The organism is Nocardia cerradoensis NBRC 101014, assembly GCF_000308535.1.
In the GTDB taxonomy this organism is placed as follows: Bacteria; Actinomycetota; Actinomycetes; order Mycobacteriales; family Mycobacteriaceae; genus Nocardia; species Nocardia cerradoensis.
In genome coordinates, this window is sequence record NZ_BAFW01000087.1 from 1 (window position 1) to 14,155 (window position 14,155).

Annotated in this window: 11 protein-coding genes; 5 read left to right on the top strand and 6 right to left on the bottom strand. The window is 68.6% G+C overall.

The window, feature by feature from the left end; all coding sequences use genetic code 11:
* Positions 1 to 153: 153 nt before the first annotated feature.
* Positions 154 to 1,560 (bottom strand): family 2B encapsulin nanocompartment shell protein, encoded by a 1,407-nt coding sequence (locus tag ON23_RS09855; protein ID WP_039777692.1) that lies wholly within the window; start codon positions 1,558 to 1,560, stop codon positions 154 to 156.
* A gap of 391 nt (positions 1,561 to 1,951) precedes the next feature.
* Here ON23_RS09855 and ON23_RS09860 point away from each other — a divergent pair, with 391 nt between their 5' ends.
* Entirely contained in the window at positions 1,952 to 4,903 is a 2,952-nt protein-coding gene (locus ON23_RS09860; RefSeq protein ID WP_039777694.1) for an AMP-binding protein, read from the top strand.
* Between the two features lie 101 nt (positions 4,904 to 5,004).
* On the opposite strand, the gene rffA is transcribed toward ON23_RS09860, so the two are convergent.
* Entirely contained in the window at positions 5,005 to 6,141 is a 1,137-nt protein-coding gene (gene rffA / locus ON23_RS09865) for a dTDP-4-amino-4,6-dideoxygalactose transaminase (protein ID WP_039777695.1), read from the bottom strand.
* Entirely contained in the window at positions 6,131 to 7,153 is a 1,023-nt protein-coding gene (locus ON23_RS09870) for a glycosyltransferase (protein ID WP_083903814.1), read from the bottom strand. The genes rffA and ON23_RS09870 overlap by 11 nt, the downstream gene beginning before the upstream one ends.
* A gap of 390 nt (positions 7,154 to 7,543) precedes the next feature.
* On the opposite strand from ON23_RS09870, the gene ON23_RS09875 reads away from it, so the two are divergent.
* From ON23_RS09875 to ON23_RS09885, 3 genes are read left to right on the top strand one after another with little or no spacing between them, the layout of a single operon-like run.
* Positions 7,544 to 9,766 (top strand): tol-pal system YbgF family protein, encoded by a 2,223-nt coding sequence (locus ON23_RS09875; RefSeq protein ID WP_039777703.1) that lies wholly within the window; start codon positions 7,544 to 7,546, stop codon positions 9,764 to 9,766.
* Positions 9,763 to 10,254, top strand: a complete 492-nt coding sequence (locus ON23_RS09880; protein ID WP_306307115.1) for a GtrA family protein — start codon at positions 9,763 to 9,765, stop codon at positions 10,252 to 10,254. The genes ON23_RS09875 and ON23_RS09880 overlap by 4 nt, the downstream gene beginning before the upstream one ends.
* A gap of 10 nt (positions 10,255 to 10,264) precedes the next feature.
* Positions 10,265 to 10,486, top strand: coding sequence for a Trm112 family protein (locus ON23_RS09885; protein WP_036500728.1), 222 nt, complete (start codon positions 10,265 to 10,267; stop codon positions 10,484 to 10,486).
* A 16-nt stretch (positions 10,487 to 10,502) separates the two neighbouring features.
* Here the strand turns inward: ON23_RS09885 and ON23_RS09890 are convergent, their stop codons facing one another.
* The 3 genes from ON23_RS09890 to ON23_RS09900 all read right to left on the bottom strand — a co-directional run bounded on the left by ON23_RS09890 (position 10,503) and on the right by ON23_RS09900 (position 12,785).
* On the bottom strand, positions 10,503 to 11,126 hold the full coding sequence (locus ON23_RS09890; RefSeq protein ID WP_039777696.1) for a TetR/AcrR family transcriptional regulator: 624 nt from the start codon (positions 11,124 to 11,126) through the stop codon (positions 10,503 to 10,505).
* 145 nt (positions 11,127 to 11,271) lie between these two features.
* Complete coding sequence (locus ON23_RS09895) at positions 11,272 to 12,057, bottom strand: ABC transporter permease (RefSeq protein ID WP_036500730.1); 786 nt, start codon at positions 12,055 to 12,057, stop codon at positions 11,272 to 11,274.
* A complete protein-coding gene (locus ON23_RS09900) occupies positions 12,054 to 12,785 on the bottom strand; it encodes an ABC transporter ATP-binding protein (protein ID WP_039777697.1) in 732 nt (243 codons plus the stop codon). Before ON23_RS09900 ends, ON23_RS09895 begins: the two co-directional genes overlap by 4 nt.
* A 314-nt stretch (positions 12,786 to 13,099) precedes the next feature.
* On the opposite strand from ON23_RS09900, the gene ON23_RS09905 reads away from it, so the two are divergent.
* The coding region (locus ON23_RS09905; protein ID WP_505767465.1) for a winged helix-turn-helix domain-containing protein at positions 13,100 to 14,155 on the top strand (1,056 nt) is incomplete at its 3' end.

Consider the following 14,155-nt stretch of genomic DNA (forward strand, 5'->3'; position numbering starts at 1 on the left):
CCCGGCGGAAACGTCGGCGCGGAGCCCGGAATCGCCAATCGCGCCGGGGAGCGTGATCGAAACTGCCGAGCAGCGCCGCGATCATTCCGGCCAGATCGTCACCGGCCGGTGGCGCCCCGGCGCGTGAGAGTACCGACATCTGCGCTCACCCCGTCAATCGCTCTGCCGGGCGACGGCCACATTGTCGAGAATTCCCAGCGCGTCCGGAACGAGCACCGCCGCCGAGTAATAGCAACTGACCAGATACGAGATGATCGATTGATCGTCGATTCCCTTGAATCGCACGTTCAGACTGGGTTCGTACTCGTCCGGAATTCCGGTCTGATGCAGGCCGATCACACCCTGATCCTTTTCCCCGACCCGCATCGCCAGAATGGACGTGGTCTGCTTCTCGCTGACCGGTATCTTTCCGCACGGAAGTATCGGCACACCGCGCCACGCGGGGACCCGGCGGCCCTCGATGTCGACCGGGTCCGGGTACAGGCCGAGTTTGTTGCATTCCCGGCCGAAGGCCGCGATCGCCTTCGGATGAGCGAGAAAGAACTTGGTGCTGCGGCGCATGCTCAGCAGTTCGTCGAGATCGTCCGGCGTCGGCGGGCCCGATTCGGTGTAGATGCGTTGTTTCAGATCGCAATTGTTCAGCAGTCCGAAATCGGGACTGTTGACCAGATCGTATTCGCGCCGCTCGTGCAGTGCCTCGATGGTCAACCGCAATTGCTGCTCGATCTGATTGTGCGGATCGTTGAACAGATCGGCCACGCGGGTATGTACGCGCAGCACGCTCTGCGCGGCGCTGAGTTCGTATTCGCGCGGCGAACTGTCGTAATCGACGAAGGTGCCGTCGAGCATCGGCTCGCCGATATGCCCGGAGGTGATCTCGATATTCGCCTCACCGTATTTGTTCTGCGGCCGCACCGGTGACTGCGAGACCCGGGACAGGTGTTCGCCGAGTAGCGGCGCCTGGTCCACCAGGCGGTCGAATGCCGTGCGCGGCAACGTGAGTAGCGTGACGGGTGTGACCGTCTTCACGGTGACCGGCCAGATGGCGTCGCGGTCGGTGAGCATGGCGTCGCCGAAGTAGTCGCCGTCGCCGAGTATGCCGAGTTTGGTGGATTCGCCGTATTCGCCGGTACCGATCTTGCTGAGTTTGCCGTGCACGATCAGCATCAGCTGATCGACCGGATTGCCGAATTCGGCGAGTACCGTCCCGGGCTCGAGGTCGCGCTGGATGAATTGCCCGGCCATCGCCGCGAGGATCTCCTCGTCGTCGAGTTCGCGCAGCGCCGGCAATTCCTGCAGTTCGAGCGGGATGACATGGGCGTGCGAGCCGTCGATGACGAATTCCACCTCGCCGTTGCCCACGGTGTGGGTGAGGCGGCGGTTGACCCGGTAGATACCGCCCTCGACCTGGGTCCACGGCAGCATGCGGGTCAGCCAGCGCGAGGATATGCCCTGCATCTGGGGTTCGGATTTGGTGGTGTGGGCCAGTTGATGGGCGGCGGCGGTGGACAGGGATTTACGGTCGTGGTTGTCGGTCTGCGCGGGAAGTTCGAGGGTCATCTGCGGTCCTCACCTCGGGGGTTGGCGATGGATGCGGACTGCGCCGAAAAATTGGGTTCGGCACGCGAACATGCGGACACGAAATCGGCCGGGACCGATTTCTGCCACCTGACGAAAACTGGAGTCGGGACCAGCCTGGCGAACTAGACATCTGATCGAATAGTCATGCGCTACAACGGCGTTCCGTGGTCCATGGTAGGGCAATGCCGCTGCCGCGCGAACACTTTCGCCGAAACTCCGTGGCGCCGCCCGTCCACGCACCCCGTCCGTGCGCGACCTGTGATCGCGGATGGGGCCGATCACAACGGGGCCGCAGTAGGCTGTCGATGTGGCAGGCTCGACCCGCACGCAGGGGGCGTGAAGGTGTGAGCGCAGGGCACAAGGGCTGGGAGTGGTTGTGAAATTCGATACGAGAACCCTGACGGGGCCGGCGCGGCGGTTGATGGCGACCGCGCAGAACGGTCTCGAGGTCATCCGTTTCGGCGGCCTCGCCCACGATGTGGAGTCCTCGCCCTTCGAGGTCACCGAGCGCAAGCGGATGTACCGGCTGCGTCACTACTTTCCCGACGATCCGGCCGCGGACCGGCCCGTCGCGCTGCTGGTGCCGCCGCTGATGGTCAACGCCGACATCTACGACGTCAACGCCGAGGGCGGCGCCGTCGGCATCCTGCATCGCGCCGGAATCGATTGCTGGGTACTGGATTTCGGCTCACCGGCCACCGAGGAGGGCGGCTGGCAGCGCGATCTGGCCGACCATGTCCTCGCCCTGTCGAGCGCGATCGACACGGTCAACGAACTGACCGGCCGCGGCGTGCACCTGATGGGGTACTCGCAGGGCGGCATGTTCGCCTATCAGGCGACCGCGTTCCGCTACGGCAAGGGTGTGCAGAGCATCGTCACCTTCGGCAGCCCGGTCGACATCGTGGCGGGCCTGCCGTTCGGGCTGCCCTACGGGCTGGTGTCGGAGGTCGCCGATTTCGTCGCCGACCACGTCCTGACCCGGCTGCCCATCACCGATGCCATGGTGCGCGTCGGCTTCCAGTTGCTCGACCCGGTGAAGACGGCGAAGGCCCGGATCGACTTCCTGCGCCAGCTGCACGACCGAGAGGCGTTGCTGCCCAAGGAACGTCAGCGCCGATTCCTCGAACACGACGGCTGGGTGGGCTATTCCGGGCCGGCGGCCGCCGATCTGCTCAAGCAGTTCGTCGCGCACAACCGGATGATGTCCGGCGGCTTCGTCATTCGTGATCAGCCGATCTCGCTGGCCGAGGTGAAGTGCCCCATCCTCGCCTTCGTCGGGGAGGTCGACGACATCGGCCAGCCGGCGGCGGTGCGCGGTATCGTGCGCGCGGCGCCCAATGCCGAGGTCTACGAGGCCACGCTGGTGGCCGGACATTTCGGGCTGGTGGCGGGCAGTACCGCCACCAACCAGACCTGGCCGCTGGTGCGCGACTGGGTGAACTGGCTGGGCGGGCACGCCGAACTGCCCGAACAGATCGCGCCCATGCGCGAGCACGTCGCCGCCGACCGCCAGTCCACCGCCGCCACCCGCGTCGTGCACACCGCGGCCACCCTGGCCGAAGCCGGCGCCGGAATCGGCGCGGCGTTCGGCAGCCTGGCCGGAAACGCGCTGCGCGGATCGAAGGAGCTGACGGGAGAGGCCGCCCGGGCGCTGCCCCGGCTGACCCGGCTCGGGATGATCCAGCCGCACACCCGGATCTCGCTGGGCCGCCTGCTCGCCGAACAACAGCGCAGCGCGCCGATGCGTGAGCTGTTCCTCTTCGACGACCGGGTGCACACCCACGCCGCGGTCGGCGCCCGCATCGACAACGTGGTGCGCGGGCTGATCTCGGCCGGCGTGCGCCCCGGCACCCGCGTCGGAGTGCTGATGGAAACCCGGCCGAGTGCGCTGGCCTCGGTCGCGGCGCTCTCGCGGATCGGGGCGGTCGCGGTGCTGCTGGCGCCCGGCGGCGATACCGCGCGAGCGGTCGAATCGACCGGAACCACGGTGATCGTGTCGGATCCGGAGAATCTGCGGGCCGCGGCCGCCGCCGGAACCCGGGTCCTGGTGCTCGGCGGCGGCAACGCCCGCACGCTGGACATTCCGGACGGCGCCGATGTGGTCGACCTGGAGCAGGTCGACCCGGCGGCGGTAGCGCTGCCGGGCTGGTTCCGCCCCGATCCGGGGGTGGCGCGTGAGCTGGCGTTCATCCTGGTCACCGGTACCGGCGACAAACTCGACCTGAAATACATCACCAACCACCGGTGGGCGCTGTCGGCCTTCGGCACCGCGTCGGCGGCCGATCTCGACCGCCGCGATACGGTGTATTGCCTTGCGCCGCTGCATCATTCGTCGGGCCTGCTGGTGAGTCTGGGCGGCGCGGTGGCCGGTGGCAGCCGGATCGCGCTGGCCCGATCGCTGGATCCGCCCAGTTTCGCCGCGGAGGTGCACCGCTACGGGGTCACCGTGGTCACCTACACCTGGACCATGCTGCGCGACATCCTCGACGCCGACACCTTCCCCGCCGGCCATTCGCATCCGATCCGGCTGTTCATCGGCTCCGGTATGCCGGCCGGTCTGTGGCGGCGCACCACGGAACGGTTCGCCCCCGCGCGGGTGCTGGAGTTCTACGCCTCCATCGAGGGGGATGTGGTACTCGCGAACGTGGCGGGCGTGAAGATCGGCTGCAAGGGCCGCCCGGTGCCGGGCACGGCGAAGGTGGAACTGATCTCCTACGATCCGATCGCCGAGCAGATCATCACCGACACAAGGGGTTTCGCACGTCGCGCCGCCGACAACGAGGTGGGCCTGCTGATCGGTCGGGCCGCCGACACCGTCGACATCTCGCGCGGCGGCCTGCGCGGTGTCTTCAGCGCCGGTGACGCCTGGATGCCGACGGAGAATCTGTTCCGCCGCGACAGCGACGGCGACTACTGGCTGATGGACCGCCGCGACACCGTCATCGCGACCGCGCGCGGGCCGGTCTACACCCAGCCGATCGTGGACGCGCTCAACGACATCGCGGCCATCGACATGGAGGTCGCGTTCGGCCGCCGCACTCCGAGCACCACGCTCGCGGTGGCCGTGGTGAGCGTGCGCGCGGGCCACCGCCTGGAACCCGCCGACGTCACCGAGGGCCTGCGCGCCCTCGACCCCGCCCAGCGACCCGATGTGGTGCAGGTGGTGGACGAGATTCCGCGCAGCTCCAGCTTCCGTCCCGCCACCCATGCGGTGCGGTCGGCACTGCGCCTCGAACCGAACGAGAACACCTGGTACTACAACCGGGAAGCGGAAGGCTACGAGGTGCTCACCCCCGAGGTCGCGGCCGCCCTGCTGGGGTAGCGGCTAGGAGGTTGCGGCGGGACCGGGCGAACGCTGCGCCCGGTTCGGCCTCCGGCTACGGCCGGTCCGGCACCGTGCTCGCGGGCGTGGTCTCCGCCCGCTCACACCGTGAAAGCCGTGACCGTCTCGATCACCCGCGCGACCTGCTGATCGCTCAGATCCGGCCACAGCGGCAGGCGCAGCAACGTCGCCGAGAAGTCGTCGGTGCGCGGGCAGGGGACCGTGGTGCGGCCGAGTTTCAGCCCGGCCGGGCTGGAGTGCAGCGGCACGTAGTGGAACGGGGCCGAAATGCCGTGTTCGCGAAGATATCCGATCAACGCGTCGCGCGCGTCCTCGGTCGGGGTGCGCAGGTAGTACAGATGCGCGGTGTGCTCGCGGTCGTCCGGGACCTGCATCAGCCGCACGTCGTTGCGCGCGGCCCAGTCCGGCAGCGCGGCGGCGTAGGCGTTCCACACCCGCATGCGCCCGGCCTGGATCCGGTCGAATTCGGCCAGCTGCGCGTCGAGCACCGCGGCATTCAACTCACTGGGAAGATAACTCGATCCGATGTCCTGCCAGGAGTACTTGTCGACCGCCCCGCGCAGGAACCGGGCCCGGTCGGTGCCCTTCTCGCGGATGATCTCGGCGCGCCCCATGAGGATCTCGTCGGTGAGCAGGATGGCCCCGCCCTCACCGCAGTGCACGTTCTTGGTGTCGTGGAAGCTGAGTGCGCCCACGGTGCCGATCGTGCCCAGCGGCAGCCCGCGCCACCGGCCGCCTAGGCCGTGCGCGGTGTCCTCGACGACGGCCAGGCCGTGCGCCTCGGAGATCTCGAGCAGCCGGTCCATATCGGCGCCGACGCCGCCGTAGTGGATGACCACGATCGCCTTGGTGCGTTCGGTGACCGCCGCGGCCACCGACTCCGGATCGAGGTTGCCGCGCTCGTCGATATCGGCGAAGACGCAGGTGGCCCCGCGCATCGCGACCGCGGTGGCAGTGGAGGTGAAGGCGAAACTGGGGACGATCACCTCGTCGTCGGGACCCAGTTCGAGCAGCAGCCCGGCCATCTCCAGCGCATGGGTGCACGAGGTGGTCAGCAGCGCGTGCGGAGCGCCGGTGATGGCGCGCAATTTCGCCGTCGCCGCCGCGGTGAACGGCCCGTCGCCGTGGCTGTGGTCGGAGGCCAGGACGGCGGCCAGATTCGTCAGCTCGGCCTGGGCGCGGTAGGGACGGCTGAAGAGGATGCGGTCAGTGCTCACCCGGATTGTGTCCCCCGATTGCTGCGGCCGTGGTCGGAACCCGCGCCTCGGCGTGCGGACGCGGTGTCGGCGAATCTACCGTCAGATACAGCGGTTTGCCCACCAGCACGTGCAACGCCACACCCAGATACTCCGCGATCAGGCCGAGTGAGAACAGGATCGCGCCCGAGACCAGCAGCAGCACCACGATGATCGAGGCCCAGCCCTCGGGGTCGTGACCGCTGCCGAACAGGGCGTTCCAGATCACCACCGCGGCCATCACGGCACCGCCGGCGGCCAGGGTCACGCCCAGCATGCTCACCAGGCGCAGGCCGCGAGTACCGCTACACAGCACCATCTTCCAGAACAGCGAGAACAGCCGGCGGTAGTTGTAGCCGGACTCTTCGCGGCCCTCCGCGCGCAGCACCACCGGCGCCTGCGCGGTGTTGTCGACCACCCAGGTCAACGCCACGTCCAGATACACCCCGTTGGAGGCGACCTCGGCCAGCTGGCGGCCGATGTCGCCGCGGATCAGCCGGTAGCTTTCGAAGCGGGTGGAATCGGGGAAGGCGAAGACCGTCGCCAGTACCACCTTGGCGCCGCGCGAGGTGAGGTTGCGCAGCAGGCCGTGCGGGCGGGTGTTGGTCGGCTTCGAATAGACCAGATCCGCGCGCTGGGCGAGCGCGGTGTCGAGGAAGGCGCCGATGAATTCCGGATCGTGTTGTCCGTCTTCGTCCATCGTGACGATCCACTCGCCGCGCGCGGCGGCCATCCCGGCGATGGTGGCCGCGTCCTGGCCGAAGTTGCGGCTCAGCCAGATGACCCGCACCTGCGGATATTCGGTGGCCAGCCGCTGGAGCACGACGTCGGACCGGTCGGGGCCGTGGTCGTGGACCAGCACGATCTCCTCGACCGCGAAACGGTTGCCCTCCGGCGTCACCGAGGACTGCGACAAATCGTGCAATTCGGCGACCAGTCCGGCGATGGTCTGCTCCCCGCGATACACCGGGATCACCACCGAGACCGCATGCACCCGCTCGCTGCCGGTGACCGGCAGGTGAACATCCGGTGTCGGAGCCTGCCCGGCGGCAGGGGGATGTGCGGTTGCGGACGGAATCGGCATCAGCTGGTTCGACTTTCGATGACGGTGCGCACCGGAACTCCTCGCCTGTATCCAGAGCCCGAATCGGGGTGAACTCTAACACGCTGGTCACCGGCTTCGGCTCCGCGAGCGGGCGGCGGTTCCGGGGGCGATGCCCGCGAGCGCGCGGGCGGGTAGGGTCTGTCAATCGTGGTGGAAAGTGCAGTGTCGACGACGGCGCTCGCGGAGCCCGGGGAGGATCGGCGCGATGTCGCCGTCGATGATGGGCGGCCTGCCGCTCCCCGGCCCGAGCAGAGTGCCGCGGGGCATCCGCGGCGGATCGTGTTCCGATGGGGAGCGATCACCGCACTCGGGGTCATTGCCGGATATATCGCGGTGCTGCTCGCCAATGCGCGGCACTTCTACACCGACGACACCGAATCCCAATACACCCCGCTGTGGGTGATGCTCGGCCGGCATCTGCGCGAGGGCCATCTGCCGCTGATGGTGCCCGAACAGTGGATGACCGGGAACTACACCATGGAAGAGGCGGGCCTGTTCAATCCGCCGCAGCTGCTGATCGATCTGATCGCACCCTCGGTGGACAATCTCGCGTTGCTGGCCACGGTCGTCAAACTGATCTTCTCGATCATCGCCGCACTCGGCGTCTACCGGGTCTGCCTCGTCTACGGCAGTCGCGCGTCGTGGGCCGCCGTGGCGGGCATCGCGTTTCCGCTCTCGGGCTGGTTCCTGTTCTTCGACGAGGCCAGCTGGGTCACCGCGTTGACCGGCACCGCGTGGATGCTGCACGCTTGGGCCAGTGCCGTGCGCTATGCCCGCGGCCCGGCCGGTGATCGGTCGCGCTACGGCGACACCCGCGGTTACGGGCCGATTCCGTTGTTCGTCTTCCTGTATCTGGCGATTTCGGTCGAATACGTCTTTCCGGCCGTCGAGGCGGCGCTGATGCTGGTGGCCGTCGCGGTGGGCGAGCTCGTCGTCCAGCGCGCCTGGCGGCCGGTGCTGCGGGTGGCGGTGGTCGCCGCCGCGGCCGGCATGGCCGGTTTGATGACGTATCTGCCGAGCATGCTGTCCGCGACGGTGAGTTGGCGGGGCAATTCCCAGATCAACAACGACCGGTTCCTGACGGTGCCGTGGTCGGAATCGCTGAATGCCAGCCTGCCGTCGGCGATGCCGGCGTTCACCTCGTGGTGGGGATATGTGCAGCCGCTGCCGGTCACCTATATCGCGTGGTTCCTGATTCCGGCACTGGCCTTCGTCGACTGGAACGGTGCGCGCCGGGTCTGGCGGGAACTGATCTCGGTGGCGCTGTTCGCGATCATGTTCCTGATGTGGACGGCCGGGCCGGGAACGGTCGGCCCGCTGCGCTGGCCGGCGCGGGTGCTGCCGATGGTGGCGGTCGGACTGCTGATCCTGGTCTGCGTGCTGCTGGGCCGGTTCGGCACGGTGCGCGACTGGCGCCCGCGCGCGGTGGCGGCGGCGGTGCTGATCGGATTGCTCTGGGTGCGAACGTTTTCCGCCGATCCCCACCACATCTGGTGGCATGTGCTCTCCGCGCTCGCGGTCGCGACGGTGGGCGCCGGCGTGGTGTGGTTGTGGGCGAAGCGCGGTAGCGGGGCGGCCGCGCTGGCGACCGTCGTCGCCATGCTCCCCATCGCCTACCTGCAGGTGTATCTGGTGCAGCCGACGCCGATGGGCTGGAATCTGCCCGTGCACCGCTCCGAGGCGGAGGCGGCGTTCCCGGCCTTCGACGGAGTCACCATCCAGCTCGGCGACCGCGGGCTGCTGCAGCCGCAGGACAAGAGCCTGCAGGGCGCCTACGGGTCGCTGGTGTTCGGCAACTTCGCAAAGGACGTGCATCGCAACTACGTCAACGGCTACACACCCAACGGGCACTACTGGTTCGGCGAGATGCTGTGCATGCGCTGGGATTCCAGTGTCTGCCCGGACTCGTTCCGGCGGCTGTTCACCCCCGAGCCGTCCACCGGGGTCGCCCCGGTCGACCTGATGAAGCTCGACCGGGTCGTCCTGCAGCGCGCCATGTACCCGGAGCTGGGCAATCAGCCCGCCCCGCCGGGCTGGAAGTGGGTCGACCATCCGGGCCACGAACGCTACATCTGGGTGCTCGAGCGTGAGCAGGGTCTGGTTTCCACGCAGAACGGCCGCGTCGCCGACGCACACGACGTGCAGGCGAGCTCGCTGTCGGAAACGGACCGCACCAGCCGGGTGCGCGTGAGCTCAGCCGACGGCGGCCGGGTGGTCCTCGCGCGGCTGAACTGGCCCGGCTATCGCGCCACCCTGGACGGACGCGATCTGCCGATCCGCGAGGTCGCGCAATCGATTGTCGCCGTGGATATTCCGGCCGGAACCCGCGATGCCACGCTGGAGGTCTCCTGGGAGCCGCCGGGGTGGCGCATCGGTGTCGCCGCCGCGGCCGGCGGCCTGGTGCTGCTGGCGGTGATGCAGTGGCTGTACCTGCGTTCCCGGCGGCGTCCCGGCGAATCCGGCGAACCGGTGACACAGGAAGCCGCGGACGTGGTGTCGTGAGCGTCGGTGCGGAGGGAGCGGCCGCGGCGCGGGTGGCGGGGGAGCAGGACAACCCGCCACCGGGTCTGCTGCTGCGACTGATCCGCCGCCAGGAGATCGCCTTCGCCGCGGTCGGCGCGGCCAACACGCTGCTGGGCATGGCGCTGACGGTGATGTGGCTGAAGCTGCTGCCCGGCGGCTGGCCGCCCGCGGTGGCGGTGGCACTGGCCTACTCGATCAGCATCGTGTTCGCCTTCTTCGCCCATCGCACCCTCGTCTTCCGGGTGCGCGGTCACCTGGTCGCCGACTTCGTGCGATTCGTCGCCGTCAACTCGGGCGGGCTGATCCTGAACATGGCGGGTGTGCAGCTGGCGGTCGGGGTGTTCGACCTGCCGGAGACTCCCGCGACGGTCGTGGTGATGGGTGTGGTGGCGGTGCTCAGTTTCTTCGGGCATCGGCACATCTCGTTCCGGCGGGCGGTGCGGCCCGCCGATCGGGCGGGCGGGTAGGTTGTCGGATATGGCGGAGCAAACCCTGGACCCGACGTTGTTGAGCCTGCTGGCCTGTCCGGAGGACAAGGGGCCGTTGTCGCTGGTCCGCGACGCGGACGGCAACAGCGTGCTCTACAACCCGCGTCTGCGCCGCGCCTATCCGGTCGACAACGGCATCCCGGTGCTGCTGGTCGACGAGGCCCGTGCGGTCGGCGACGCCGAGCACGAGGCCTTCACCGCCCAGGGGTGAGCCGCCCGGCGATGTTTCAGCCGCCGGCGACGGGCAAGTCGCCCGTCAGATAACGCTGGATGGTCGGCCCGACCGTCGCGGCCAGCTGGTCCAGTGGCATCGACGCCACGGGTTCGACCTGCAGAATCATGCGCGCGACCAGCAGGCCGACCATCTGCGACACGGCGAGGACCACTCGCGTGGTGCCGGTGCCCGGTGGCGAATCCACCCTTTCCCGAACGTCTTTCAGCGCGACTTCCAGCAGGAAGCTGCGCGCGAGGGCGACATCCCCGCCCGCGAGGATGCCCCGGAAGGCCGCGACCGCGTGCTCGCCCACCGAGGAATCCCACGCGCCGACCACGGTCCGGACCACGGTCTCGCCCAACCGGTCGAGTTCGGCGGCCCGGATCGGCCCGCGGATCATCTCCGGATCGATCGGCAGATTCAGTGTGGCGGAGAACAATTGCTGTTTGGTGCCGAAGTAGTGATGCACCAGCGCGGGATCGACTCCCGCCGCGCCCGCGATCGAGCGGATCGACGCCTTGTCGAATCCGACCTCGGCGAAGCGGGTGCGCGCCGCGTCCAGAATCGCCTCCCGCGTCCCCGATTCGCCGGCCCGCCGCCCGCTGCGCCCGCCCACCCGATCGGTCACGTCGCTCATGCTGTTCCCTCCGCGGCATGGGTGGAGCGCTGCGTGGTGACGCTCCGCTGCCGCCTTCGCGCCTGATCGCTCATGCTGTTCCCTTCGTGCCATGAGCGAGGGCGCTGCGTGGTGACGCTCCGCTGCCGCCTCCGCGCCTGATCGCTCATGCCGTGCGCCGGCGGAGGGTGGCGGCGCCCAAAGCCAGTGCGACAGCGGCGAATGCGGCCACGATGCCCAGATCTCGCCACATCGCGGCGGTCGCGCCCGGGTGCCGGGAGACCTCCTGCAGCGCGTCGACCGCATAGCTGAGCGGCAGCACGTCGCTGATGATCTCGAGCCAGCGCGGCAGTTGATCGCGCGGCACCAGCAGGCCGCAGAGGAAGAACTGCGGTCCCACCACCAGCGGCATGAACTGCACGGCCTGGAATTCGGTGCGCGCGAAGGCGCTGGCCAGCAGCCCCAGCGCCACGCCAAGCACCGCGTCGACCACGGCGATCAGCAGCACCAGCCAGGCGCTGCCCGCGGCCTGTAATCCGAGCAACCAGAAGGAGATCAGACACGCCAGACCCGCCTGCGCCGCCGCCGCGACGGAGAACGCGGTGCCGTATCCGCCCAGCAGATCCAGCTTCGACAGCGGTGTCGTCATCAGCCGCTCCAGCGTGCCCGAGGTCCGCTCGCGCTGCATGGCGATGGCGGTGATCAGGAACATCACGATGAAGGGCAGGATGCCCAGCATGCTGATCCCGACGCGGTCGAACAGCGACGGCACGCCGGGCATCGTCGGCGTCTCGTGATAGACGAAATACAGCAGGGTCATGAGCAGCGTCGGCACCAGCAGCAGCATGGCGACGGTGCGCCGGTCCGCGCGCAACTGACGCAGGATGCGCGCCGAGGTCGCGGTGTAGCAGCGCAGCGGCCGGCGTGACGGCGGGGCGAATGTCGTTGTCATCGCGGCTGTCCCATCGTGATGAGGGCGAGAAATGCGTTCTCCAAACTGGTTTCGCCGGTGTCGGCGCGCAGTTTGTCGGGGGTGAGCTGGGCCAGGAGGTGGCCGTCGCGCATGAGCAGTAGCTGATCGCAGTGCTCGGCCTCGTCCATGACATGACTGGACACGACGAGTGTGCGGCCCTGACCGGCGAGTTCGTGGAACTGTTTCCACAGTTCGGCCCGCAGCACCGGATCCAGCCCCACGGTCGGCTCGTCGAGGACGAGCAGTTCCGGATCGGCGACCAGCGCACACGCCAGCGACACCCGGGTCCGCTGTCCGCCGGAGAGCTGATTGCCCCGATGCCGGCTGTGCGGGGTCATGCCGACCTGGTCGATTGCCGCGTGCACCGCCTCCGCGTCGCGGCCGTAGAGCGCCGCGAAATAGGAGACGTTCTCCACCACGCTGAGGTCGTCGTAGATGCTCGGCGCCTGCGTGACGTACCCGATGCGGGACCGCAAACCGCGGCTGCCTGCCTCCTCGCCGAGCACCCGCACACTGCCGGCCTGGATCAGCTGGGTGCCGACGATGCCGCGCATCAGTGTGGTCTTACCGCAGCCGGAGGGGCCGAGCAGGCCGGTGATGCTGCCCGCCGGGACGGTCAGCGAAATATCGTGCAGCACTTCATGTCCCCCGCGCCGCACCCGCAGGTGCTCGACGGTGATCGCCGGGGACGAATCGGAGTTCGCCACGGTCCACCTCTCAGCTCACACGACCGGCGAGGTATTCACCGAGCGTTGAATTCATTGTGTGTTGAATTCTGCCTCGGGCGGCGATGTGGCGCAAGCCTCGCGGCGGACCGGATCCGTCGAGCACGGCCCGCGAAGATGATCGTGACCGGTTCGATACCGCTCGTGAGCGGCCTCGGGTTGGTATCGTTATCCGGGATCACGGCGGATTCGTCGACATTCGGGGAGTTGGATTCGCGCGACGAATGGTGCAGCGCGGCACGGCCTGATCGATTCTCTCGATCGCCATCGGGGCGCAGTGTGAAAGTGATTGGCGCATGAGGCACGAACATCCGCTTTCTCCACCCGGCTCTGCCGCACCGTCCGGCCCCGCCTTCGTCGGGCGTGGCGACGACGTCGACACCCTCCGCAGGCTCCTCGGGGAGCAGTCGGCTCGATTGCTGACCCTCATCGGCCGCGCCGGCGTGGGGAAGTCACGATTGGCGCGAGAAGTGCTGTGGTACAGCGAGTTTCGCGATCGGCTGATCGGCTTCCTGGACGCTGCGCCCGGTACCGTGACGGTCGAGCCGCGGCAGGTGGCGTCGGCGTTCTCCGAGCTCGCGGCGGTGATCGGCGCCGAGGCGCGAATCGTCCTGCTGGACAATTGCGATCCTGTCGCGCGGGAGCTGGCGCCCCACGTAGGGCAGTTGCTCGACCGGTGCCCGCAGGTGCGGATCGTGGTGACCAGCCGTGAGGCGCTGCGCCTGCCGCAGGAGTACGTGGTCCTGGTGCGGCCGCTCGCGGTCGATACCGGTCTGCTGAACTACGATCCGGGATCCTCGCCGGCCTCGCGCTTGCTGCTGGCAAGCATCGACAGCCACTACCGGCGGATGCATTCCCTGGCCGATCGCCTGGTACTCGACGAGATCGTCCGGGAACTCGACGGTGTCCCGTTGGCGCTGGAGCTGGCCGCCGCCGAGATCGCGCGGGTCGGCCCGGCGCGTGCGCTGCGGCGGATCAAGGCGGGTGTGGATCTGCAGTCCCCGGCGCTGGGCTCGGCCCCGACCCGGCACCGCACCATGCACGATGCGGTCGAGTGGACGATCGGTGATCTCGACGCGCACGTGGTCGACCTGCTGCTGCGGCTGTCGCTGTTCGAGACGCCCTTCGACATCGAGCTCGCCTACCGGGTGAGCGTGCTGGATCGCGGTCGCACCACCGCGGCCCTCGATGTGCTGTTCGAGCGCGGACTGATCCATCGGGTCGAATCCGGAACCGATATCGGCAGTTGCCGGGTGGGCGCCACGGTGCGCAGCTACTGCCGCCGGGTCGACGCGGCCGACCCCGCGCGAGCGGCCCGGCTGCGCACGGAGTTCGCCGAGCGCGTGCTCGTC